The organism is Janthinobacterium lividum (genome assembly GCF_034424625.1).
Lineage (GTDB): Bacteria > Pseudomonadota > Gammaproteobacteria > Burkholderiales > Burkholderiaceae_D > Janthinobacterium > Janthinobacterium lividum.
On sequence record NZ_CP139976.1, the window covers coordinates 4798300 to 4822848 of the forward strand.

The 24549-nt window shown below is 63.8% G+C and carries 25 protein-coding genes; 6 read left to right on the top strand and 19 right to left on the bottom strand.

The features are described from left to right. The first annotated feature begins 48 nt into the window (after positions 1-48). Positions 49-891 (top strand): helix-turn-helix domain-containing protein, encoded by an 843-nt coding sequence (locus U0004_RS21780; RefSeq protein ID WP_231958015.1) that lies wholly within the window; start codon positions 49-51, stop codon positions 889-891. On the opposite strand, the gene denD is transcribed toward U0004_RS21780, so the two are convergent. The 6 genes from denD to U0004_RS21810 are packed head-to-tail and all read right to left on the bottom strand — an operon-like array spanning position 888 to position 6825. Further along, positions 888-1865 (bottom strand): D-erythronate dehydrogenase, encoded by a 978-nt coding sequence (denD, locus tag U0004_RS21785; RefSeq protein ID WP_070254034.1) that lies wholly within the window; start codon positions 1863-1865, stop codon positions 888-890. The genes U0004_RS21780 and denD overlap by 4 nt on opposite strands. 2 nt (positions 1866-1867) lie before the next feature. Beyond that, entirely contained in the window at positions 1868-2659 is a 792-nt protein-coding gene (gene otnI / locus U0004_RS21790; protein ID WP_070254042.1) for a 2-oxo-tetronate isomerase, read from the bottom strand. A 20-nt stretch (positions 2660-2679) separates the two neighbouring features. After that, positions 2680-3324, bottom strand: a complete 645-nt coding sequence (otnC, locus tag U0004_RS21795; RefSeq protein ID WP_034788996.1) for a 3-oxo-tetronate 4-phosphate decarboxylase — start codon at positions 3322-3324, stop codon at positions 2680-2682. After that, positions 3321-4622, bottom strand: coding sequence for a 3-oxo-tetronate kinase (otnK, locus tag U0004_RS21800; RefSeq protein WP_081345452.1), 1302 nt, complete (start codon positions 4620-4622; stop codon positions 3321-3323). The genes otnC and otnK overlap by 4 nt, the downstream gene beginning before the upstream one ends. Positions 4623-4642: 20 nt before the next feature. Continuing rightward, positions 4643-5542, bottom strand: coding sequence for an L-threonate dehydrogenase (gene ltnD, locus U0004_RS21805; protein WP_070254047.1), 900 nt, complete (start codon positions 5540-5542; stop codon positions 4643-4645). A 14-nt stretch (positions 5543-5556) separates the two neighbouring features. Then, complete coding sequence (locus U0004_RS21810; protein WP_327076262.1) at positions 5557-6825, bottom strand: MFS transporter; 1269 nt, start codon at positions 6823-6825, stop codon at positions 5557-5559. Positions 6826-7234: 409 nt separating this feature from the next. Here U0004_RS21810 and U0004_RS21815 point away from each other — a divergent pair, with 409 nt between their 5' ends. Further along, the gene (locus tag U0004_RS21815) at positions 7235-7891 is read left to right on the top strand and encodes a FadR/GntR family transcriptional regulator (protein ID WP_254676035.1); all 657 of its coding nucleotides are present in this window, start codon (positions 7235-7237) and stop codon (positions 7889-7891) included. An 8-nt stretch (positions 7892-7899) separates the two neighbouring features. Here U0004_RS21815 and U0004_RS21820 read toward each other — a convergent pair whose 3' ends face one another. Continuing rightward, entirely contained in the window at positions 7900-8526 is a 627-nt protein-coding gene (locus U0004_RS21820) for a flavin reductase family protein (protein ID WP_034789007.1), read from the bottom strand. Positions 8527-8728: 202 nt separating this feature from the next. Between U0004_RS21820 and U0004_RS21825 the strand changes: the two genes are divergently transcribed. The 4 genes from U0004_RS21825 to U0004_RS21840 all read left to right on the top strand — a co-directional run bounded on the left by U0004_RS21825 (position 8729) and on the right by U0004_RS21840 (position 12829). Next, complete coding sequence (locus U0004_RS21825) at positions 8729-9790, top strand: AI-2E family transporter (protein WP_070254049.1); 1062 nt, start codon at positions 8729-8731, stop codon at positions 9788-9790. A gap of 293 nt (positions 9791-10083) precedes the next feature. Then, a complete protein-coding gene (locus U0004_RS21830; protein ID WP_139144070.1) occupies positions 10084-10548 on the top strand; it encodes a hypothetical protein in 465 nt (154 codons plus the stop codon). A 74-nt stretch (positions 10549-10622) separates the two neighbouring features. Beyond that, the gene (locus tag U0004_RS21835) at positions 10623-12050 is read left to right on the top strand and encodes a Dyp-type peroxidase (RefSeq protein WP_070254051.1); all 1428 of its coding nucleotides are present in this window, start codon (positions 10623-10625) and stop codon (positions 12048-12050) included. Between the two features lie 119 nt (positions 12051-12169). After that, positions 12170-12829, top strand: a complete 660-nt coding sequence (locus U0004_RS21840; protein ID WP_070254052.1) for a glutathione S-transferase family protein — start codon at positions 12170-12172, stop codon at positions 12827-12829. Positions 12830-12835: 6 nt separating this feature from the next. Here U0004_RS21840 and U0004_RS21845 read toward each other — a convergent pair whose 3' ends face one another. The 12 genes from U0004_RS21845 to bamB all read right to left on the bottom strand — a co-directional run bounded on the left by U0004_RS21845 (position 12836) and on the right by bamB (position 24490). Continuing rightward, positions 12836-13141 carry an NIPSNAP family protein gene (locus tag U0004_RS21845; RefSeq protein WP_034789018.1) on the bottom strand — a complete coding sequence of 102 codons (306 nt, stop codon included), beginning with the start codon at positions 13139-13141 and terminating at the stop codon, positions 12836-12838. Next, entirely contained in the window at positions 13138-14091 is a 954-nt protein-coding gene (locus tag U0004_RS21850; protein ID WP_167468687.1) for a WD40 repeat domain-containing protein, read from the bottom strand. Before U0004_RS21850 ends, U0004_RS21845 begins: the two co-directional genes overlap by 4 nt. Then, positions 14061-14570 (bottom strand): GNAT family N-acetyltransferase, encoded by a 510-nt coding sequence (locus U0004_RS21855; protein WP_070254055.1) that lies wholly within the window; start codon positions 14568-14570, stop codon positions 14061-14063. The genes U0004_RS21850 and U0004_RS21855 overlap by 31 nt, the downstream gene beginning before the upstream one ends. A 65-nt stretch (positions 14571-14635) precedes the next feature. Further along, positions 14636-15181 (bottom strand): phosphoribosyltransferase, encoded by a 546-nt coding sequence (locus tag U0004_RS21860; RefSeq protein WP_034752020.1) that lies wholly within the window; start codon positions 15179-15181, stop codon positions 14636-14638. A gap of 66 nt (positions 15182-15247) precedes the next feature. Next, positions 15248-16561, bottom strand: coding sequence for an adenylosuccinate synthase (locus U0004_RS21865; RefSeq protein ID WP_034789024.1), 1314 nt, complete (start codon positions 16559-16561; stop codon positions 15248-15250). 3 nt (positions 16562-16564) lie between these two features. Further along, the gene (locus tag U0004_RS21870) at positions 16565-17725 is read right to left on the bottom strand and encodes an ATP phosphoribosyltransferase regulatory subunit (protein ID WP_070254058.1); all 1161 of its coding nucleotides are present in this window, start codon (positions 17723-17725) and stop codon (positions 16565-16567) included. A gap of 270 nt (positions 17726-17995) precedes the next feature. Then, positions 17996-18883 (bottom strand): protease modulator HflC, encoded by an 888-nt coding sequence (gene hflC, locus U0004_RS21875; protein ID WP_034789029.1) that lies wholly within the window; start codon positions 18881-18883, stop codon positions 17996-17998. After that, the gene (gene hflK, locus U0004_RS21880) at positions 18883-20175 is read right to left on the bottom strand and encodes an FtsH protease activity modulator HflK (protein ID WP_070254060.1); all 1293 of its coding nucleotides are present in this window, start codon (positions 20173-20175) and stop codon (positions 18883-18885) included. The genes hflC and hflK overlap by 1 nt, the downstream gene beginning before the upstream one ends. Positions 20176-20177: 2 nt before the next feature. Continuing rightward, on the bottom strand, positions 20178-21401 hold the full coding sequence (gene hflX / locus U0004_RS21885) for a GTPase HflX (protein WP_034752026.1): 1224 nt from the start codon (positions 21399-21401) through the stop codon (positions 20178-20180). Positions 21402-21515: 114 nt separating this feature from the next. After that, entirely contained in the window at positions 21516-21752 is a 237-nt protein-coding gene (gene hfq, locus U0004_RS21890) for an RNA chaperone Hfq (protein WP_008450615.1), read from the bottom strand. 241 nt (positions 21753-21993) lie between these two features. Next, the gene (gene der / locus U0004_RS21895; protein ID WP_034752028.1) at positions 21994-23340 is read right to left on the bottom strand and encodes a ribosome biogenesis GTPase Der; all 1347 of its coding nucleotides are present in this window, start codon (positions 23338-23340) and stop codon (positions 21994-21996) included. A gap of 4 nt (positions 23341-23344) precedes the next feature. Further along, positions 23345-24490: an outer membrane protein assembly factor BamB gene (bamB, locus tag U0004_RS21900; RefSeq protein ID WP_070254062.1), complete on the bottom strand. Its 1146-nt coding sequence runs from the start codon at positions 24488-24490 to the stop codon at positions 23345-23347. Positions 24491-24549: the final 59 nt, after the last annotated feature.

The window sequence follows — 24549 nt, forward strand, 5'->3', positions numbered from 1 at the left end:
TTCAATCGATGCGAGAGAAGCAGCTTAAGGCAGCGCAGGAGACAAATATTGGATAAAACCGACAGCACGCGCAATGTGCTCGCCGCGCGCGGCCAGGCGCCGAAAGGCATCGTCGACCCGCAGGCAGCGGCGCGCCGCATACGGCTGGCGACCTATCCGCCGGCTGGCGCGCTGGCGCCGTTCGTCGAGTACTTCTGGGTCGTGGAATGGGACAGGCGGGGCTGCGCGCCGCAGACGCAGCGCGTGCTGCCCTACCCGAACGCCCACCTGGTCTTCGAGCTTGGGCGCACCGCCATCCATGGCGTGGTGCGCGGCGCCTTTGACAGGCCCTTGATTGGTGCAGGCAAGGTGCTGGGCGTGCGTTTTGCGCCGGGCGGCCTGCGCCCGTTCATCACTCAGCCCTTATCGTCGTTCACCGATACGACCATCGCCGCCGATGCCCTGCTGGACATGCCGGCTGCGCAAGCCGAGGCGCTGGTACTGCAGCAAGCCGGCGATACGGCCATGGTGGCGCAGGCACAGGCGCTGCTGCAGGCAAGGCTGCCGCAAGCCGATGACGCCGCCCTGCTGGCCGCCAGGCTGACTGCCGCGGCGGCGGCCCGCAACGGCCCGGCGAGCGTGGCGCAGTTGTGCGAAAAGATGGCCATCGGCGAACGCCGGCTGCAGCGCCTGTTCGCCAACTACGTGGGCGTGCCGCCGAAATGGGTGATCCAGCGCTACCGCCTGCAGGAAGCGATCTGGCGCCTGGCGCAGCCCGATGCGCCCGACCTGGCCAGCCTGGCGCATGAACTGGGCTTTTTTGACCAGGCCCATTTCAGCCGCAGTTTTGCGGAACTGGTGGGCAGTACGCCGCTCGACTATCGCCGCTCGCAGCTGGCGACAGTCGCCTAGCCGGCCGCTTTCATGTCGTCGACATACGCACGGATGATGGCGGCGAAATCCGCATCGGCCGTCAAACCCAGCGCTTCGGCCCGTGCCGTATCCCAGGCGCCGGGCCAGCTCTTGACGATGCGCTCGACGGCAGGATCGGGCGCGTAGCTGATGCGGGCCGCCACTTCGCTGCCGGCTACGGCTTCGAGTGCGGCGATCATTTCGCCCACGCTCACGCTCAAGCCCGGCAAGTTCACCGTGCGGCTGGCGCCAAACGCCTCGCCCGCCAATTCATGGCCGGCGATCAGGGAAGCGATGGCGCCGCGCGGCGACAGCAGCCACAGACGCAGGTCGGTGGACACGGGGCAGACGGCCGCCTCGCCATTCAAGGGTTCGCGGATGATGCCGCTGGCGAACGACGACGCCGCCTTGTTCGGTTTGCCCGGGCGCACGCTGATGGTCGGCAAACGCAGCACGCGGCCATCGACAAAGCCGCGGCGGCTGTAATCGTTGAGCAGCAGTTCGCCGATGGCCTTTTGCGCGCCGTAGGACGACTGCGGGTTCAACGCCGTCGTATCCTGCACCACGTCCGGCAGCTTGCCGCCATACACGGCCACGGAACTGGTAAACACCACTTTCGGCTTGTGTCCCAGTTCGCGGCAGATATCGAGCAGCAAACGCGACGCATCGAGGTTGATGCGCATGCCCAGCTCGAAATCGGCTTCCGCCTGGCCGCTGACGATGGCGGCCAGGTGAAAGATCGAGCTTGTCTGCGCATCGATGGTGGCGCGCATCAGGGCACCGTCGGCGATGTCACCCGTGACGACTTTTACGCGCGCATCGTTGAAGTCATGCGCAGCCACCACGTCGACCAATACCAGCTCGCTGATCGTTTGCAACTGGCCCTGGCTGTCCGTCAGCGGGCCTTGCGCCAGCAACTGGCGCGCCAGGCGCTGCCCCAGGAAACCGGCGCCGCCGGTAATGAGTACTTTCATCTTCATGCTCCTTGTTTGTTGTTGTAAGCGGCGAGCCAGCCCAGGCCCTCTTCGGTGCGCCCGCGCGGACGGTATTCGCAGCCGATCCAGCCCTCGTAGCCCAGGTCATCCAGCAGCGTGAATAAATACGGGTAATTGACTTCGCCATCGTCCGGTTCATTGCGGGCCGGGACGCTGGCGATCTGCACATGGCCGATGCCGTCGAAGTTGTTCCTGAACGTCATGGCGATATCGCCTTCGACGATCTGCGTGTGATAAAAATCCATCTGTACCTTGACGTTGGACGCGCCTGACTCCAGGCGCAGCGCATGGCCCTGCGCCTGCGTGACGAGGAAGTAGCCGGGCATGTCGCGTCCGTTGATCGGTTCGATCAAGAGCTCGATGCCATGCTCGCCCACGGCCCTGGCCGCGTACTGCAGATTGGCCAGGTAGGTGGCGCGGTGCAGGGCAAGGTCGGCGCCCACGGGCAGCAAGCCCGCCATCATGTGCACGCGCGGGGTGCCCAGCGCCAGCGCGTATTCGATGGCGCGCGCCACGCCAGCGCGGAATTCCGCTTCGCGGCCCGGCAGCGAAGCGATGCCCCGCTCACCGGCCGCCCAGTCGCCCGGCGGCAGGTTGAACAGCACGTTCTGCAAGCCGTGCTCGCGCAGCCAGCCCGCGACTTCCTGCGGCGCGTAATCGTAAGGGAACAGAAATTCGACGCCCTGGAAACCCGCTTGCGCGGCGGCGGCAAAACGCTGCGGGAAGGGCACTTCATTGAACATCATGGTCAGGTTGGCGGCAAAGCGGGGCATGCGATATCTCCTTGGGAATCTTATAGTTCGAGTTTGAACGTGTGCTTCAGGTCGGCGATCTGCGCCGCGTCGAGCGGGCGCGTGGGCACGTCGCGCAGCAGCAGGAACAGCTTGGCCGTCTCTTCCAGTTCCTCGGCCGCATACACGGCCGCTTCCAGGCTCGTGCCAGAGACGACGGGACCGTGATTGGCCAGCAGCACGGCCGAATGCTTGCGCGCCATGGCGCCAATCGCGCCCGCCAGCGCCGGGTCGCCCGGCCGGTGATATGGCACCAGGGGCAAGCGCCCCACCTTCATCACAAAATATGGCGTCAGGGGTGGAATGCAGTCGTCATGGTTCAAGCCGCACATGCACGACACGGCCGCCGAATGCGTCGAGTGCAAATGCACGATGGCGCCGGCACCGCCCCGCTCCGCATACATGGCGCGGTGCAGGAACGCCTCTTTTGACGGCGGCGCGCCGCTGATCAGGTTGCCGTCCCAGTCCAGCTTTGACAATTGCGCCGGATCGAGCCGCCCCAGGCTGGCATTCGTTGGCGTGAGCAGCCAGCCGTCGGACAGGCGCACGCTCAGGTTGCCGCTGCTGCCGGCCGTCAAGCCCCGCTCGAACAGCGACTTGCCGAAGTCGACGATCAGCTCGCGCTGACGCGATTCCGTGGTGCTCATGCCAGCACCTGCCAGGCCTTGCTGAAGAAATCCACCGTACCGAAATTGCCGGACTTGAGGGCCAGCGCCAACGGCGCCGCGCCATCTTCGCCCAGCGCCGGCAAGGCTTGCGTCCACGGCACGCCAGGATCGATCTCGGGGCCGATGCGCAAACCCGCCACACCCAGCGCTTTTACTACCGCGCCCGACGTTTCGCCGCCAGCGACGATCAGCTGGCCCACGCCGAGGCGCACCAGCCCCTGCGCGATGGCGGCCAGGGTTTCCTCGACGAGGGCGCCGGCCCGCTCCACGCCCAGTTGCGCCTGCACGGCGCGCACGGCGTCCGGCGTGGCCGTGGCGTAGATCAGCACCGGGCCTTGCGCCAGGTGCGCGCCGGCCCAGGCCAGGGCTTGCTCCACGACGGCGTCGACCACCTCGCCACCGGCCGCCAGCTGCAAAGGGTCGACGTGGAACGATGGCGCCAGTTCGCGCAAGTGCGCCACCTGCTGCTGCGTGGCCACGGAGCAGCTGCCCGAGATCACGGCACGCAAGCCCGTCGGTGGCGGCAAGCGTCCCGCCTGGCCCGCAGGCGATGGCGCCAGCTGGCCCCGCTGGCGGAAATTCTGTGGCAGTCCCAGGGCGATGCCGGAGCCGCCCGTGATCAGTTTCAGGTCCGCGCAGGCGGCGCCGATGGCTTCCAGGTCGCGGTTCGAGACGGCATCGACGACGGCGAAATGGCAGCCGTGGCCGCGCAAGTCCGTGAAGCGCTGGGCGATGGCGGCGGCGCCCTTCTCCACCACGGAGAAATCGGCCAGGCCTACCTTGGCTTGCACCTGCTGCTGCAGCACGCGTACCAGGTTCGAATCCGTCATCGGCGTCAAGGGATGGTCGCGCATGCCAGATTCGGCCAGCGGCACGTCGCCGACGAACAGGTTGCCCTTGTAGATGGTGCGGCCGTTGGCGGGGAACGCCGGGCAGGCAATCGTAAAATCCGTGTCGAGCGCCCGCATCAGCGCCTCGGCCACGGGGCCGATATTGCCGCGCGGCGTGGAGTCGAACGTGGAGCAGTACTTGAAATAGAACTGCCTGCATCCGGCTTGCTGCAGCCAGGCCAGCGCGGCCAGCGATTCAGCCACCGCCTCCTCGGGCGCATTCGTGCGCGACTTGAGGGCGATGACGACGGCGTCGACATCGGCTGGCGGCGGACCTTGCGGCACGCCGATCAGCTGCACCGTACGCATGCCGGCCTTGACCAGCATGCCGGCCAGGTCGGTGCCACCCGTGAAATCGTCGGCGATACATCCCAGTAGTACGGTCATGATTGTTCCTTTTTATTCAGTTACGCTTTCGCCGGCAGATCGATGCCCGGGAAAGTCTTGATGACGGCCGAGTCGTCCTCGCCGCCAAAGCCTGCCGCCGACGCCTGCATGAACATCTGGTGCGCCGTGGCCGACAGGGGCAGCGGGAACACGCTTTTTTTTGCGTAATCGAGCACGATGCCCAAATCCTTGACGAAGATATTCACGGCCGACAGCGGCGCGTAGTCGCCTTTCAAAATATGCGGCACCCGGTTCTGGAACATCCAGGAACTGCCGGCGCTGTTCGAAATGACTTCGTACAGGGCGTCCGGGTCGCAGCCGGCACGCAGGCCCAGCGCCATCGCTTCGGCTGCGGCGGCGATGTGCACCCCGGCCAGCAACTGGTTGATCATCTTGACTTTCGACCCCTGCCCCGGCTGTTCGCCCAGGCGGTACAGCTTTGCACAGATGGCGTCGAAAATCCCGGCGCAAGCGTCGAACGCATCGGGCGCGCCGGCCGCCATCACCGACATCTCGCCGGCAGCCGCCTTGGCCGCGCCGCCGGAAATGGGCGCGTCGATGAAGCGCAATCCCATGGCCGCCAGGCGCGCGCCGAGGGCCTCGGCAAACTCGGGCGCCACGGTGGCGCAGGCGATCACCACGCTGCCCGGCGCCAGGCTGGCCGCCGCGCCGTGTTCGCCAAACAGCACGGCCTCCGTCTGCTGCGCATTGACGACAACGATCAGCAAGGCTTGCACCTGCGCCGCCAGCGCGGCGGGAGACGGCGCCGCATGGGCGCCCTGGCCGGCCAGCGTCTGCACGGTTTCCGGACGCACGTCGCAGGCATGCACGTCGAAGCCCGCGCGCAGCAACGATTGCGCGATGCCCATGCCCATGGCGCCCAGGCCGATCACGCCCACTTTTTTGATTGCTACGTTCATCTTCTACTCCAGTTTTATTTGTTCACCAGCTTGGCCGGCACGCGCATGATGATGATGGCGCCAATCACCAGGATGCCGGCCAGCAGGTAGATGGCGATGTCGGTCGACTGTGTCAGGTCCTTGATGGAACCGATCATGTACGGCGCCGCGAAACCGGCCAGATTGCCCACCGAGTTGATGGCGGCGATACCGGCAGCGGCCGAGACGCCACCGAGGAAAGCCGTCGGCAGGCTCCAGAACATGGGCGAGGCGGCGAGGATGCCGCCGGCGGCGATCGTCAGGAAGAAGATGGCCCAGCCCGTGTTGTGGGCGCCGGCCAGCGCGCTGCAGACGATGGCGGCGGCGCCCACCACGAGCGGGATGGCCATGTGCCAGCGGCGTTCGCGGTATTTGTCCGAACTGCGGCCCAGCAGGATCATCGACGCCACGGCTACCGAGTACGGGATCGCCGTGAACAGGCCGATATTGAGCACGCCCGTCACGCCGGCCGCCTTGATCAGGCTGGGCAGCCAGAAGGTCAGCGAATACTGGCCCATCACGCAGCAGAAATAGATCAGGGCCATGACCCAGATGCGCGGGTCGGCAAACATGGCGCGGATCGACGGGTGCGAGACCTTGCCCTGCGCTTCCGTGGCGATGCGCTGTTCGAGGATGACTTTTTCATCTTCCGTCAGCCACTTCGCGGCGCGGATGCTGTTATCGAGGTACAGCAGCACGGCCACGCCCATCAGCGCGGCGGGAATCGCTTCGAGCACGAACATCCACTGCCAGCCCGCATAGCCGTGCCAGCCGGCGAAGGTTTCCATGATCCATCCCGACAGGGGGCCGCCGATCAGGCCCGCGACGGGAATGGCGGCCATGAAGGTGCACACCATGCGCGCGCGGCGCTCGGACGGATACCAGTAGGTCAGATACAGGATGATGCCGGGGAAAAAGCCCGCTTCGGCGATGCCGAGCAGGAAGCGCATGACGTAGAACTGGGTTGGCGTGGTGACGAACATGAAGGCGCCCGAGATGATGGCCCAGGTGATCATGATGCGGGCGATCCACACGCGCGCGCCGATCTTGTGCAGCATCACATTGCTGGGCACCTCGAACAGGAAGTAGCCAAGAAAGAACACGCCCGCACCCAGGCCATACACGGTTTCGGAAAACTGCAGGTCGGCCAGCATTTGCAGCTTGGCGAAGCCCACGTTCACACGGTCGAGATAAGCGACGATGTAGCACAGCATGAGGAAGGGAATGATGCGCCAGGTCACCTTGCGGTAGACGGCGTCATCGATGGTTTTCTGGCTTGCGGCCGCGCCGGCCGGCTGGCTGGCCCGGCATTGCCTGTGACACTTCCATGCTTGTCTCCTGATCACTGGGGGATCGACCGTGCCGGGTTTTTATGGTCCACCGGTGGTGGCTGGCAACTTGTCTAAAATTTGTATGGATGTATATTATGTGTGTGTTTTATGTGTGTCAAGCTGTATATTCCATATAATGGCAAGCAGGCAAGCCCCATTTGAAAACCGTTAGCGCAAGGATGCACCCGATGGACCGCACGTTCAGCTTCACCCTTCCCGCGCCGGAGCCCGCCGCGGGCAGCTTCACGACCGGCACCCTGGGTGCGCGCGTGGCGGCACGGCTGCGCCAGCAGCTCCACCACGATGGCCTGGCCGGCGGCACGCGTTGCCGTCGGAGCAAGCCATGGCCAGCCACTTTGGCGTCAGCCGCACGGTGCTGCGCGAAGCCATCGCCCTGCTGCAGGCGGACGGCATCCTCGTCACGCGCAAGGGCAGCGGCACGTTCGTGTGCGCGCAGGATGGCGCGAAGGCCGGGGAACGGGGCGATGCGCTGACGGAGCAATCGGTGCAATCGCTGCTGAACCTGATCGAAGTGCGCCAGGGACTGGAAGCGGAAATCGCCGCGCTGGCAGCCGTGCGGCGCACGCCGGGCCAGCTGGCCGACATCGAGCACGCGCTGCGGCGCATCGAGGAAGCCGTGGCGGCCGGCGTCGATGGCGTGGAAGAAGACGTGCGCCTGCACCTGTGCATCGCCGAGGCGACGGGCAACCCTTACTGGCCGAAGTTTGTTGCCATGTTCGCCGACCCGATCCGCTCGGCCGTCAAGGTGACGCGCGCGAATGAAGCGCGGCGCACGGACTTTTCCATCGAAGTGCGGCGCGAACATGAAAAGATCGTGCAGGCGATTGCCGACGGCGACCCGCAGCGGGCGCGCCAGGCGGCCATGGAACACATGCAGCATGCGGCCGAACGCGTGCGTCTGGCCGACCGCGAATTCTGGCGCGGCGACGGCGGCGCGCTGGCCCGCACCCTGGGACGCGATCCCATCATGCAGAAATAAATCCTGGCTCAGGGATAGCTGGGCCGGCGCATGTGGAACAAGCTGTCCGGTCCAATCTCGAAATAATCGGCCGGACCGCCGCCGCGCAATATCGGCGCCGCTGCCGCGGTGTCGTACACGCCATCGGTCAGCAGGTGGCGCGCGATATGTACGCCCACCACTTCCCCCAGCACCAGCCAGCTGCCGACACCAGCGCCATTGACGCCCTGCAGCTCGATGATCTGCGTGCGCCGGCATTCAAAGGACACAGGGCTTTCGGCCACGCGCGGTACATTCACGAGGCGCGAGGCGGCCGGCGTCAGGCCGGCCAGCGCGAATTCATCGACCTCGGGCGGCGCCGGCGCGCAGCTGGCATTCATCGCCTCGGCCAGCGGACGGGTTGCCAGGTTCCACACGAATTCGCCCGTCTGCTCGATATTGCGCAAGGTATCCTTGCGGCCGATGCTGGAAAAACCGATCAGCGGCGGGTGGTAATTGAAGGCATTGAAAAAGCTGTACGGCGCCAGGTTGAGCACGCCCTCGCCGCTGCGCGAAGCGATCCAGCCGATGGGCCGCGGCCCCACGATGGCGTTGAAGGGATCATGCGGCAGGCCGTGGCCCTGTGCAGGTTCATAAAAGTGAATGTTGTCGGCCACGCGCGTTCCTGAAGTCCAAGTCAAAGGCGCCCGGGATGGAACGCCTGGAGCGACAGCTTACTGGAATTGCCGCTACCGTGTTGCCATCCCGCCGGCGCCAGGCGCGCTCGCGCACAGACGACCAAGGCACAATTGTATGGCGCGCCGTACCACGCCTCGCTTATGATGGGACAACTCAACCCTTATCATTACGCTACCGCCCATGCATACTCTCACGCTGCACCAGAAAGTGTTCTTGCTCCTCCTGAGCATCGTCACCATCGGCTTCGGCTGGATACTGGCGCCGTATGCGGGCGCCATCTTCTGGGGCGTCGTCCTGGCGATCCTGTTCGCGCCCGTGTACCGCTGGCTGCTGCTGAAAACGAAGGGCCGCGCAGGCCTGGCGTCGCTGCTGACCTTGCTGCTGATCATCGTCATCGTGATCCTGCCGCTGTCGCTCATTTCCGTGTCGCTGGTGAATCAGGCGGCCAGCGTCGTGGAAATGGTACGTTCGGGTGAAATCACGGTCGCCATGTTCTTCAATAAAATCATGGCCGTGCTGCCGCAATGGCTGATCAATTTGCTCGACCGCTTCAACCTGACCAGCCTGGCCAGCCTGCAGGACAAGCTGGCCGAGGGCGCCACGCAGGTGAGCCAGGTGGTGGCCGTGAAAGCCATCAATGTGGGGCTGTACACGTTTGAATTCCTCACCAGCCTGTGCATCATGCTATACCTGCTGTTTTTCCTCATGCGCGATGGCTCCTCCCTGTCAGCCCGTATCAAGGGCGCCGTGCCGCTGAGCCGAAAATACAAGCAGCGCCTGTTCACCAATTTCACCACGGTGATCCGCGCCACGGTGAAAGGCAACATCCTCGTGGCGATCGCCCAGGGCGCCCTCGGCGGCCTGGCGTTCTGGTTCCTGGACGTGCCCGCGCCCCTGCTGTGGGCCGTGCTGATGGCCTTCCTGTCGCTGCTGCCGGCCGTCGGCGCCGCCCTCGTCTGGGCGCCCGTGGCCGTCTACTTCCTGGCCACGGGCGCCATCTGGCAAGGCGCAGGCCTGGCCGCCTTCGGCGTCTTCGTCATCGGCCTGGTCGACAACGTGCTGCGCCCCATCCTGGTCGGCAAGGACACCAAGATGCCCGACTACGTGGTGCTGCTGTCGACCGTGGGCGGCATGGCCCTGTTTGGCCTGAACGGCTTCGTCATCGGCCCCGTGGTGGCGGCCCTGTTCATCGCCTCGTGGGATCTGTTCGTCTCGGCCAGCGAATTCCAGGCCGAGGATTGAGGCGTGGCAATCGGGAGCGTCAGCGTCCCATCCTGCAAAAATAATGGCGATGGAATCCGGCTTGCCGGCGGCGCCACTTGCGCTTCCAGAAACAGGCCGGAACAGCCTGGCGACAGAGTGTCCGCCGGTGCTGGCCAGCCTCGGCAACTATCCACATGAGACCGGATTTCATATCGACTATCATGTTGCAATAGTGCGCATTTAGCAACAAATGCGAAAATATAGCTTTTGACGCAGTGGGCGCCGCGGCGTAGTGTCGGTCCTCCCGACAACCACGTAATGAGGAGCCTCCCATGGCAAATCCACTGTGCTTAATGATGCCGGCGCTACCCGGCACCAATCCGACCGCCATCGCCGCAACATTGGTGGAATTCCAGGCGAAGATCAATGCCGCCCTCACCGAGATCGGTACCGTGCACTTTGCCCGCTTCACCCTGCTGGACCGCTCCCAGCCCAATCTGCTGCCCAACATTCAATCGGCGGGTACTTCCGATAGCCTGATCATCGGCGTGATCACCGAGTATGACGGCAACTTCAACGACTACATCGAAGATTTCGTGGGCCAACTGGGCGAGGTGTTCGACGCGCTGCTGCAATTTGTCGTGGGCGGCAAGGCGCTGATTCCTGTTGCCAACCATGTGGCCGCATTTGAAGCCTTCATCACGGCCAACGACGCCGCGCAGCACGTGCCCAATAACGGCCTGTACAGCGCCTATCCGCAGACCGTCCAGAAAATCATCGCCGCATTCCGAACCTGAGCCGAAAGCCACGCCGGGGCTGCGCAAGCGGCCCCACCACCCTGCCAGCCACCACCCCAGCCCCCGGAGACAGCATGGCCGATTCCACCATCGATTACGACGACGTGCAAGGCACGATCCTGCGCGGCTACCGCGTCAACCTGGCGCGCCATTTCATCTTCAGCATCACGGATGCGGCGCAGGCACGGCGCACCATCGCGGCCCTGCTCGACGGCAGCGACGGCTTGCCGTCCATTACCACCGCGCGGCACATCCACCCCAAGCCCCCCTGCTTCCTGAACCTCAGCTTTACCGCTCCCGGCCTGTCGGCGCTGGGCGTTGCAGCGACCGACCTGACCACCTTTGACCAGGCATTTCAACGGGGCGCGGCCGATCCGGCCAGCGTCACTGCCGTGGGCGACGTGGGCGACAGCGCCCCCGAACACTGGCTCGGCAACCTGGGGCCGGCTACCCAGCATGGCCAGGTGCATGCGCTGCTGAGCCTGTGGGTCAGCGAATCGACGGAAGTGCTACAGGCGACCTCGGCCACACTACGCCGCGCCTTTGCTGCGGGCTGGCGCGAACTGTATGCGCACGACGGCGTGGCCCTGCCAGACAACCGCGTGCATTTCGGCTACCGCGACAGCATCGCCCAGCCCGACGTCGATGGCGCCCCGCAGCGCAAGCGCGAACACGCCCCTGACCCGCTCAACAGCGTGAAGACGGGGGAATTCCTGCTCGGCTATCCGAATGAAAACGGCGGCACCTACCAGGTGCAGCCGCCGCAGCTATCCACCAATGGCAGTTATGCCGCCTTCCGCATCCTGGAGCAGGACGTGCCCCTGTTCGACAGCATCCTGAGCCAGGGCGCGGCCAGTTCCGGACTCACGACAGAAATGGTGGCCGCCAAGATGTGCGGGCGCTGGCGCAACGGCAATCCGCTCGTGCTCAGGCCGGACGAGGCCGGGCCGGTGCTGCCGGACGCCAGCCTGAACCGCTTTCACTATGTCGATGGGCAGCCGGAACTCGATGACACGCTGGGCCTGAAATGCCCGATCGGCGCGCACATCCGGCGCAACAATCCGCGCGACGAAGCCGTCGTGGGTGCCCCCTCTCGCCACCACCGCATCGTGCGGCGCGCCATGCCCTACGGCAGCGAATATGATCCGGCAGCGCCCATCGCAGAGCAGCGCGGCCTGGTCGGCTATTTCATCAATGCCAGCTTGCGCAATCAGTTCGAATTCCTGATGAAGCAATGGAACAATGACGATGCCTTCGTCAAATCGGCCGTCGGCCCGGCCGGTCCCAAGGCGGGCGATGCCACGTTCAACATCAGCGGCCAGGACGTATTCCTGGGCATCAACGACCCGACCGTCAGTTCCTTCACCTTGCCCGGCGTGGGCGCGAAGGGAAGCGGCAATACCGAACTGCAGCATTTCTCGCGCAGCGTCATCACGCGTGGCGGCGTGTATTGCTTTTTCCCCAGCATCACGGGATTGCGCTACCTGGCGAACCTCGGCTAGGCGGGCGCGCCACGGAGGCAAGCGGGAACGGCGCGGACCGCTTGCATTGATCCTGTCATTGCACTATCGTTGGCACACGCGCGTGTTGCCAACCTTTCACAATGACAGGAGTTCCCACCGTGTCGCTGATACTCTACGGCCACCCCTTTTCCTCGTACACGCAGAAGGTGCTCATCGCGCTGTACGAGAACGCCATCCCGTTCTCCTTCCGCTGCCTGGCGCCGGACATGCCGCAGCACCTGCAGCAATGGCTGGAACGCTGGCCGCTGCGCAAGTTTCCGCTGCTGGTGGACGGCGAGCGCAACGTCGCCGAGACCAGCATCATCATCGAATACCTGCAACTGGCCCATCCCGGCCCGCTGCGCCTGCTGCCGGACGATCCGATGCAGGCGCTGGACGTGCGTTTTCTCGACCGCTATTTCGACCTGCACATCATGACACCCGTGCAGCATGCCGTCGGCGCCGCCCTGACCGGCGACCCGGTGAAGACAAGGGAAGGCCGTGCATTTGCCGGCGAAAAGCTGGACCTCGCCTACGCCTGGCTGGAAAAGCACCTGGCCGGCAGAACGTGGGCAGCCGGCGACCACTTCAGCCTGGCCGACTGCGCCGCCGCCCCCGCGCTGTTCTATGCGGATTGGACCCAGCCGATTCCCGCAACGCTGCCCCTGCTGCGCGCCTACCGCGCGCGCCTGCTGGCCCGCCCATCGTTCGCCCGCGCGGTGGAAGAGGCGCGCCCATACCGCCACCTCTTCCCCCTGGGCGCACCGCAGCGCGACTGACCTTGTTCAGCCAAACACGGGGCGGAAAAAACTGCGCTCGTAGCTGACGATGCAGCGCGTCTCCTCGGCGTAGCGGAAGGCGGCCTGGCATTCGGCGTCCTGCATCGAGTCGCTGCGGTACTGCTCGTACAAAGCCAGGCTGGGGAACGAGAACATGGCCAGCGCCACGTTGCTGGCGCCTTCGGAGGGTAAAAAGTAGCCGTGGTGCTGGCCGCCGAAACGTTCGACCAGCGGTATCCACAGCTTGCCGTAGGCTTCGAATTCCCGCAATTTATACGGGTCGATGATGTAACGCAGGTAACAGGTGATCATGCGGTTTCCTTGTGAAGGTTCAGATCCATCAGCATGCCAGCTTCCCAGGAACCGATGGCGGCCAGTGGCGTGCCAGGCAAGAAGTCCAGCGCGCAGGGATAGGCAACGGCGTGTTCGGCAAGCACGCCGAGTCCCGGCCAGGCGTAGAACAGCAGCTTGCCCTTGCCGATGCGTCCCAGCGCGCTGCCGTCGGGCAGCCAGCGCAAGGCGCCGCCCGTGCCGCCGCCCGCCTCCACGGCCACCGTGGCCAGCCGGCGGCCATCGTCCAGCGCATGCACGGACAGAGACTCTTGGCCGTCAACGTAATGCAGCACTGCCAGATGCTCGCCATCGGGCGACGGCGCGCACGACGCCAGCTTCGGCAGCGACAGCACCACGCGGCCGGCGCCCGCCTGCAGCGGCCAGTCCCACACGCTGCCATAGTCGGGCGGCTGCACTTGCCCTTCCTCCACCGATTTGACGCCATGCAGGAGCAGCAAACGCCGACCGCCATCGATAGCCCACATGCCGCGCAGCATCTCGCCCGGGTGCGCCTGCGTGAAGAGCGCCTCGCCCGTCTGCGCGTCGCGCACCCGCAGGCGGCCATCCCAGGCGCCATCGACCAGATACCTGCCGCACGGCGACCACGCGGGGCCGCAGCCTTCGCCATCCTTCTTGTTCTGGAAATTGAACAGCAATTGTCCCGCATCGGCATCCACCACGGCAATCTGGCCCGTCGTGCTCTTGATGGCCAGCCGGCTGCCGTCGGGCGAGAAGGCCATGCCCGACATGTGCGCGATGAATTTGCCGCGCCACAGTTTCTGTCGTGCCGCCACGTCCCACAGCACCAGGTCGCGCCCCAGCACGGCCAGGCGCGTGCCATCGGGTGAAAACTGCACGCCGTAGCTACAGCCCAGCTTCAAGGGCTTGCGCGTCGCCGTCACGGGCGTGCCAGGCGGTACACGACGCAATCGAGGTCGTAATGGCGCCCCATGCCCACGTATTGCATGCCCAGGCGCGTCATGACCTTGATCGAGGCGGCATTGTCCGGATGGGCCACGGCCACCACTGCGGGCGCGCCGACGACATCGAAGGCATGTGCGATGATGGCGGCAGCCGCCTCGCTGGCATAGCCCTGGCCCCAGCCTGTACGCGCCAGGCGCCAGCCGATTTCATGCGGTTTAGTCTTGTCGCCATCGAGATGCTGCAGGCAAGCCATGCCCACCATCTCGCCATCATCGAGGCGTATCAGCGCCCACCACGAATAGCCCCACTCGGCCCAGCGGCCCGTGATGCGCGTGACGGCCGCGCGCGTATTTTCTTCCGTCTCGGGCTGGCCCGCATTCAGATAGGTCATCACCTCGGGATCCGTGTTGAGGGTGCGCATGCGCTCGTAGTGCTGCTCGGTGATCGGTTCAAGGCGCAGGCGCGCCGTCGTCAGTATGGTCATGGCATTTCCTTGGACGAAAAAAAAGACGATACACGATCGTCTTTTTTTTGCAAGCGCACACGCGATTACTTGCCTGCTTCGCCCTTCTTGATCCACGCCGCCAGCTGGTGCGGACGCAGGCCGTCGTAGTCTTCGAACGGCTGGTGGATCCACGGATTGTGCGGCAGTTCATCGAGGAAGTAGTCGGGACGCACGACGGAGCAGCCTTTCAGCCAGATCACGGCCGATTTGACTTCGGTCACGTCAGGGAAGTTTTCCTTCAGGTGACGCGTGACCTTGTCCAGGGTGACGCCCGAATCGGCCAGGTCGTCGACCAGCAGGATGCGGCCAGCCAGCGGGCCCTTGGTCATCGTCATGTACTTGGCGATATCGAGATCGCCGCGCACCGTGCCCGCGTCTTCGCGGTAGGAGCTGGTCGACAGGATGGCCAACGGCAAATCAAAAATGCGCGAGAACACGTCGCCGGGACGCACGCCGCCGCGCGCCAGGCACAATACCTGGTCGAATTTCCAGCCCGATTCGTAGACCTTGAGCGCCAGGCGCTCGATCAGGCGGTGGTATTCTTCCCAGTTGACCCAGAGATGTTGATCGTTCGATTGTGGGGTAGTCATGATAGTGGAATCTTATTATTAGCGTGATTAAAAAAATCCGCCTTGCGGCGGATTGTGTCCAGCAGCTTACTCGAATGGGTGGCGCAGCACGATCGTTTCTTCACGATCCGGACCGGTCGAAACCATGTCCACCGGCACGCCGACCAGTTCTTCGATGCGCTTGATATAAGCGCGCGCCGTTGCCGGCAGGGCCGCCAGCGATTTCGCGCCGACCGTGCTTTCCGTCCAGCCTGGCATCTCTTCGTACACAGGTACGCAACGGGCGGCTTCTTCGGCGCCCGATGGGAAGATGTCCGTAGCCACGCCGTCGATGGTATAGCCGGTGCACAGTTTCAGCGTTTCGATACCATCCAGTACGTCCAGCTTGGTCAGGCACATGCCCGTCACGCCGTTGATCTGCACGGAGCGGCGCAGCAAGGCGGCGTCGAACCAGCCGCAGCGGCGGGCACGGCCCGTCACGGTGCCGAATTCATGGCCGACTTGCGCCAGGTGGTGGCCGACGCCCGCATCCGTTGGCAGTTCCGACGGGAACGGGCCGGAGCCGACACGCGTCGTGTAAGCCTTGGTGATGCCCAGGATGTAGTGCAGCATGCCAGGACCGACGCCCGAACCGGCGGCGGCATTGCCAGCCACGCAGTTCGACGAGGTGACGAACGGATAGGTGCCGTGATCGACGTCGAGCAGGGAACCCTGTGCGCCTTCGAACAGCAGGTTCGCGCCGGCCTTGTGCGCCTTGTACAGCGCGCTCGACACGTCGGTGACCATCGGGCGCAGGCGCGGCACATAGGCCAGCGCGTCGTCGAGGGTCTTCTGGTAATCGATGCGTGGAGCTTTCAGGTAGTGCTCCAGCACGAAGTTGTGGTAATCGAGGTTTTCCGCCAGTTTTTCAGCGAAACGGCTCTCGTTCAGCAGGTCGGCGACGCGGATGGCGCGGCGCGCCACCTTGTCTTCGTAGGCCGGGCCGATGCCCTTGCCCGTGGTGCCGATCTTGGCCGCGCCGCGCGCAGCTTCACGCGCCAGGTCGAGTGCCGAGTGGTAAGGCAGGATCACCGGTGCGGCGTCCGACACTTTCAGGCGCGAGGCGACTTCGACGCCGACGGCTTCCAGCTTGTCGATTTCGCGCAGCACGTCCGGCACGGAAACGACCACGCCGTTACCGATGTAGCAGGCGACGCCTGGACGCATGATGCCCGACGGGATCAGCTGCAGCGCGGTTTTCACGCCGCCGATGACCAGCGTGTGGCCTGCATTGTGGCCGCCCTGGAAGCGCACCACACCCTGGGCGTGATCGGTCAACCAATCGACGATCTTGCCTTTACCTTCATCGCCCCATTGGGTGCCGATGACAACAACGTTCTTTGCCATAATTTTCTTTGACATCACTCAACCTAAGTTTTTAAGAATCCAGCTACTACCATTATCGGCAAGTACCAGCACGCGATCGCACTCGAACTCGTCTTGTTCATTACTGTGACCCGGCATACTCTGGATCACGACCTCGCCCGCCTTGCGCAACTCGGCGATTTTTTCCTTCAATTCTGGCGCGCTGCCCCACGGCGCGCGGATCGAATGCTTCCGTTCCGCGGTCGGCAACAGGCGCGCCAGTTCGCGCAAATCGAGCGAGAAGCCGGTCGCGGGACGAGCCCGGCCGAACGCTTCGCCGACGTGGTCATAACGGCCGCCGCGCGCAACCGCGTTCGGCAAGCCAGGTACATACAGCGCAAACATCGCGCCACTTTCATATTGGTAGCCGCGCAGGTCGGCCAGGTCGATCGCCACTTCGGCGCGGCCCAGCGCGGATCCTGCCAGCGCGGCCAGTTCGGCCAGCGCCTTGAGCACGCCCGGCAGCGGCGGCAGCACTTCGCGCGCACGCGCCAGCACGTCGATGTCGCCATACAGGTTCGGCAAGGCCAGCAGCGCATCGCGCGTCACGGCGTCATAGCCGGCCGTGAGGGCGCGCAGGCCCGGCGCATCTTTCGCGCGCAGCAGGGTGTACAGCGCAGCTTCGTCGCGCTCGGCATTGGCGTCTTGCGCAATGATAGCGCGCAACAGGCCGACGTGCGACAAATCCAGGCGTACCGCGTCGAATCCGGCCAGTGCCAGCGAAGCGAGCGCCAGTTCCTGGATCTCGGCATCCGCTTCCAGGCCGGCGTGGCCATAGATTTCGGCGCCGATCTGCAGCGGCTCGCGGGTGGCGTGCAGGCCCGACGGACGGGTATGCAGCACGCTGCCGGCGTAGCACAGGCGGGTGACGGTGGCACGGTTGAGCAGGTGCGCGTCGATGCGCGCCACTTGCGTCGTCATGTCGGCGCGCAGGCCGAGCATGCGGCCCGACAGCTGGTCGACCAGTTTGAACGTGCGCAGGTCGGTATCCTTGCCAGCGCCAGTCATCAGCGATTCCAGATACTCGAGCAGCGGCGGCATCACCAGTTCATATCCGTACAGACGGAAATTATCCAGCATGAGGCGGCGCAGCTCTTCGATCTTGCGCGCTTCCGACGGCAGAACATCGGCAATATTTTCGGGCAAAAGCCAATTCGGCATGAGGGAGCGAGATACGGAAGAAAGTTGAAAAAATGCATCATGCGAGGCAGCGGCAGGCGCGCCAGGCAAGAGGCCGAACCTGATATTTTACGCGAAAACACGGGCCTTTAGGGATAAGTTGTCCGAAACGCCGCCGCACAGCCCTAAAAACACCGCATTTTACGCCTTCCCGCAACAACATGGCGGACACAAAAAAACGGGGCCGGCATTCACGCCGGCCCCGCTGCTGCCGCACCCGTCCTTGCGGCCGGGCGCAGTCTCGATGCTGCCTTACTTCTTGGCCGAGCCGGCTGCGCCGCCGCCCTTGAAGTACTTGAAGAATTCCGAACTCGGATCGACCACCATCACGTCGCCCTTGTCCTTGAACGTGGCGCGGTAGGCTTCCAGGCTACGGTAAAACTTGTAGAACTCCGGATTCCTGCCAAACGCTTCCGCATAGATCTGCGATGCCTTGGCATCGCCCTCGCCGCGGATCTTCTCGGCTTCGCGATACGCTTCGGCCAGGATCACCGTGCGCTGCTTGTCGGCGTCGGCGCGGATTTTCTCGGAGTCGGCCGAACCGGTCGAACGCAGCTCATTGGCCACGCGCACGCGCTCGGACTTCATGCGCTCGTACACGGAGTTGTTGATCTGCTCGACGTAGTCGACGCGCTTCAGGCGCACGTCGACGATTTCCACGCCGATGGCCTTGGCTTCCGCCGAGACCTTCGCCAGGATCGCTTCCATCACCTTGCCGCGCTGGCCCGAGATCACTTCGCGCACGGTGCGCTTGGTGATTTCATCGTTCAGCGCTGCCTTGACGATTTGCGACATGCGGTTGCGGGCCGGCTTTTCATCGCCGCCAAAGCTGCGGAAATACAGCCGCGGGTCGGCGATGCGCCACTTCACATACGCGTCGACGAGGATGTTCTTCTTTTCGGCCGTGATGAAGCGTTCCGGTTCCGGCGTATCCAGGGTCAGGATGCGCTTGTCCAGGTACAGCACGTTCTGGAACGGCGGCGGCAGCTTGAAATACAGGCCCGGCGTGCTGATGACTTCCTTGACTTCACCGAGGGCGAAGACGACCGCATACTTACGCTGGTCGACCACGAACACGGTCGAGGACAAGAGCATGATCGCGATAAAGCCCGCGATCAGGGCGGCTACGATACGGTTCATTAGCGGCTCTCCCGTTCACGCGAAGAGCGGCTGTCGCGGCGCGTATTGACTTCTACTGTCGGCATGGCTTCCTGTGGCAAAACGGTGTTGGCTGCGGGTGTCGCGGCAGCACGGGCGGCGGCAGCGGCGGCATCGGTGGCAGCCGTCTGGGCGATCAGCTTGTCGAGCGGCAGGTACAGCAGATTGCTGCCCGTCTTCGCGTCAACCATGACCTTGCTGGCACTGCTGAACACTTGCTGCATCGTTTCGAGGTACATGCGGTCGCGCGTGACAACCGGCGCCTTCTGGTACTCGACCAGCACCTGCTTGAAGCGCGAAGCATTACCGGCGGCGTTCTCGGTCACCATCGCGCTGTACGCGGCCGCTTCCTCCATCAGGCGGAATGCGGCGCCGCGGGCTTTTGGAATGACGTCGTTGGCGTAAGCCTGGCCTTCATTCTTCTGGCGCTCGCGGTCCTGGCCTGCCTTGACGGCATCGTCGAAGGCGGCTTGCACCTGCTCCGGCGGCTGCACGGCCTGCATCGTCACGTTGGTGATGACGGCGCCGACCTTGTAGCGGTCGAGAATCTGCTGCATCAGCTGCTGCGTATCGTAAGCCACCTTTTCGCGGCCCTCGTACAGCACGAAGTCCATCTTGCTGCGGCCGACGACTTCGCGGATCGCCGTTTCGGCGACCTGGCGCAGGGTGTCTTCCTGGTCGCGCGTGTTGAACAGCCACGCCACGGGATCTTTCAGGGTGTATTGCACCGCGAACTGGATGTCGATGATGTTTTCATCGTCCGTCAGCATTAGCGACTCGCTGGCCTGCTTGTTGCGCAGCGACTGGCGGTAACCCACTTCCACCGTGCGCACCTGCGACACGTTGACGGTTTCGTCGGTCTGGAACGGGTACGGCCAGCGCCAGTTGAAACCGGCCGGCGTGGTGTGGCTGTACTTGCCGAACGTGAGCACGACGCCGTTCTGGCCCTCTTGCACGATGAAGGCGCCGCTGGCGAGCCAGATGAAGACGGCGATCACGCCGACCACGCCGGCGGTGATGCCGGCGCCCTTCATGTCGGGACGCGGGCCACCGCCGCCACCGTTGTTATTGCCGCCGTTGTCGGGACGGTTCTTCTGTCCGAAAAAGGCGTTCAGGCGCTGATTGAAATCGCGCCACAACTGATCGAGGTCCGGCGGACCTTCGCCGGGCTTTTTGCCTTCTTGGGCTTTCTTGCCGTCGTCCTTGCGATTGCCCCAGCGGGGATCGTTCAGGGACAACTTCAAGCCTGTTTTTTTGAGTAGGGAGACAAGCATAACTATCGTGTTCCGACTTGGGAGTGGGTGGAAATCCTATCGTCCTCGCCAGGCTCTTCGTCCTGGTCCGGGGCGGCGCCATCGTGCTGGTCGTACTGACCGTCAAACTGATCTTCCTGCGGTGCTTCATCGTTCTGGTACAGGTGGGCCGAACCGGGCGCCTTCCTGGCCATCTCGACTATCGCATCGCGCAGCAGGTCGAGCCCGCTGCCCTTCTGCGCACTGACGAACACGCGACTGATCGTAGCATATTCGTCGCGCTCCACCGAAGGCTCCAGCCCGGCCGCATCGATCTTGTTCCACACGAGGATTTGCGGAATATGATCGGCGCCGATCTCTTTCAAGACCAGGTTGACCTGCTCGATCTGCTCCATGCGCACCGGGGACGCGGCGTCGACGACATGCAGCAGCAAATCGGCATGGATGGTTTCTTCAAGCGTGGCGCGGAATGCGGCCACCAGCTGGTGCGGCAATTCGCGCACGAAGCCGACCGTGTCGGAGATCACCACGTTACCCACTTCCTGGCCCAGGTAAACCCGGCGCGAGGTGGTGTCGAGGGTGGCGAACAACTGGTCGGCGACATACACGCCGGCCTTGGTCACGGCATTGAACAGGGTCGACTTGCCGGCATTGGTATAGCCGACCAGGGACACCGAGAATGTGTGATTGCGGCCGCGCGCGCGGCGCTGCGTTTCGCGCTGCTTGTGCAGCTTTTCCAGACGGGCGCGCAAGGCCTTGACGCGGTCGCCGATCAGCCGGCGGTCGGTCTCGAGCTGCGTCTCGCCGGGACCGCGCAAGCCGATACCGCCCTTCTGCCGCTCAAGGTGGGTCCAGCCGCGGATCAGGCGCGTGGCCAGATGCTGCAGCTGGGCCAGCTCGACTTGCAGCTTGCCCTCGTGGCTCTTGGCGCGTTGCGCGAAGATGTCGAGGATCAGGCTGGTACGGTCGAGCACGCGCACATTCAGGCGCTTTTCCAGATTGCGCTGCTGGGCAGGTGAGAGGGCATGATTGAAAATGACGATTTCCAGGCCATCGTTGACGACGACGTCGCCAATTTCATCGGCCTTGCCGCTGCCGACGAAATACGCGGAATCGGGGCTGGATCGCTTGGCCGTGATGGTGGAAATCGGGTCCGCGCCAGCCGAACGCGACAACAGCATGAGTTCCTCCATGCTGGCGGCGAAGTCGCTGTGACCGAAGTCAACCCCGACTAGTGCCGCGCGCATGATGGCATCTGATGAGTTGCGGCGGACGCCGACGCCGATGCAAACGCATCAGCGCCGCTGGCGCGGACGGGGGCGATAGAGGGTGAAAGGCGCTGGGCCGTCAAGCTCAACGCTTTACTCCGCTTCAGATTCAATATTGAGATTGACGGCACGGGCCGGCACCACTGTCGAGATGGCATGCTTGTACACCATCTGTGTCACCGTATTGCGCAGCAATACGACATATTGATCGAACGATTCGATATGGCCCTGCAATTTAATGCCATTGACCAGGTAGATCGAGACAGGAACATGCTCTTTGCGTAATGCATTGAGGAATGGGTCTTGTAACAGTTGCCCTTTGTTGCTCATAACAGCTCCGTTGTTTATGTTGTTGTGTAAGAATTGGAGGCGACTCGCTTGATTTCAAGTGCTCTCACACCTTTCAAAGAAAGAAAGATGCGTCATAGCTACTGTAACCTGTTTTCGCGATCGCTGTCGCGCATGGCGCATTAACACTTTATTATTCTCGTGCAAAAGCCATTGAATTGGCTGTTGGCGCCGCATTATCTCTGCGGCGCCTTAATATGCACTTAATTCAGCATTTAAATCATTACTTGCTTGGCGTGCGTGCAAACGGGTTTTTACCCGTGCGCAGTTCGATGCGCAGCGGCGTGCCGACCAACGCAAACGTATCGCGGAAATGTTTTTCCAGATAGCGTTTGTAAGGATCGCCAACGGCGTCGAGCGCATTGCCGTGAATAACGATCACAGGCGGGTTCATGCCGCCCTGGTGCGCGTAGCGCAACTTCGGACGAATCGATCCCTTGCGGCGCGGCTCCTGCTTCTCCACGGCCTCGATCAGGGCACGCGTCAGCTTCGGTGTCGACAGGTCGCACATGGCGGCCGCATACGCGGCGTTGAGCGACTTCATCAGCGGACCGATATTGGTGCCCTTCAGCGCCGAAATGAAATGCATCTGCGCGAACGACAGGAAATCGAGCTTGCGGTCGATATCGATCTTGATTTCATCGCGCTCGTGCGATTGCAAGCCATCCCATTTATTCACGGCCACCACCAGCGCGCGGCCCGATTCCAAGATAAAGCCGGCGATATGCGCGTCCTGTTCCGAGATATCCTGCTGCGCGTCGAGCATCAGCACGACCACGTTGGCTTCGGAAATCGACTGCAGCGTTTTCACCACCGAGAATTTCTCGATCGCTTCAAACACCTTGCCACGGCGGCGGATACCGGCCGTGTCGATCAAGGTGTATTGCTGGCCATCGCGCTCGAACGGGATTTCGATCGAATCGCGCGTCGTGCCCGGCATGTCGAAGGCGATCACGCGCTCTTCGCCCAGCAGCGTGTTAATCAGCGTCGACTTGCCCACGTTCGGACGGCCGACGAGGGCGATCTTGATGCCACGGTCGGTCTTTTCCAGCTCTTCAGGCTCATCCGGACGCTGCGCGAACGCCAGGTCCAGCATCACTTCGACGAGGTCGTTGACGCCGTCGCCGTGCGCCGACGAGATCGCATACGGATCGCCCATGCCCAATTCATAGAATTCGGACACGACGGCCGTGTAGCGCATGCCTTCGCTTTTGTTAACCACCAGCAAGACCGGGCGGCCGCTCTTGCGCAGGAAGTCAACGATGGTCTTGTCATGCGGGGTCAGGCCCTGACGGCCGTCCACGATGAACACCACCACGTCGGCCTCGGCCACGGCCTGCTTGGTCTGCAGTGCCATCTGGTGCATGATGCCTTCCTTGGCGACGGGTTCGAAACCACCCGTATCGATGACCAGGAAGGGACGTTCGCCGACACGGCCTTCGCCATAGTGACGATCGCGCGTCAACCCAGGCAAATCCGCCACCAGCGCATCGCGCGAGCGGGTCAGACGATTGAATAAAGTCGATTTCCCAACATTGGGTCGACCTACTAGTGCAATTACCGGCTTCATTGTATTACTCGACCGCGAGAGCGGTCACTGTCCCTGATTGGGTTTGAAAAATCAAATTCGAACCGGCAACAACGGGAGCCGAAACAATCGGGCTACCGTCGGTGCTGACACGACCTATTAATGCGCCATCTTCCCGTGACAGGAAGTGGATGTAACCTTGATAGTCACCGACGGCAACGCTGCGGCCGTAGGAGGCCGGCGTCGACAGGCGGCGGCGCGCCAGCGCCTCATTCTTCCAGGCGCTCTGGCCGCCTTCGCGGCTGAACGCCACGACGGCGCCCTGGGCATCGGCAACAAACACGAAACGCTGGTCGACGGCCACGCCCACATCGGACGAGATCGGCTTGGTCCAGCGCGGCACGCCCGTGGCGGCATCGAAGCAGCCCGCCTTGCCCTGGTACGTGACGGCGCACACTTCGCCTTCGAATACCACCGGTGCGCCGGCGATATCGGAAACGCGCTCCAGTTCGGTGGCGCCGCGCGGTTCGCTGACGACGATCTCCCAGCGTACCACACCGGTGGCCGCCGTCAGAGCCAGCAGCTTGCCGCCTGGCTGGGCCACGTAGATGTTCGCGCCGCCCAGCACCATGCCCGGCGCATTGCGCAAGGTCAAGGCCGGCGTGGCGCGCTGCACCGTCCACTTGCGTTCGCCCGTCTTGGCGTCGAAACCGACGATGCGGTTGTCCACGCTGCGCACCACCACCACGCCCTGCCCTACGACGGGCGCCGTCAAGACTTCGCTGGACGCCTGCGCCTTCCACAGCTGCTTGCCGTCGGCATCGAACGCCAGCACGGCGCCCTTGGCAGCGCCCACGGCCACCAGCGTGCCATCGCTGCCGGCGCTGGACGTGATGTCGCTGCCGGCCTTGACGCGCCACGTCTCACGGCCGCTGGCCGCGTCCAGGCGCGCCAGCGCGCCATCGGCGCTGACCACGTACAGGCTGTTGCCGGCCAGCGCAGGCGTGAAGGCGTAGACGCCGGCCTTGCCGATCGAATACTTCCAGGCGTCGCGCACGGCGATGCTCGATTTTAACTCGACCAGCTTGGCCGGTTCGACTTTCGGATCTTTCGAGGCGAACGGGTTCCAGGACGAGCAACCGGCCATCAGGGCCAACAGACTTGCAGCTACCAGCTTTTCAGTGACACGCATAAGTGTTATCCAACCTTTTTCTTGTACTTGTAAGGGCGAGGCAGGCGGCGCACAACGCC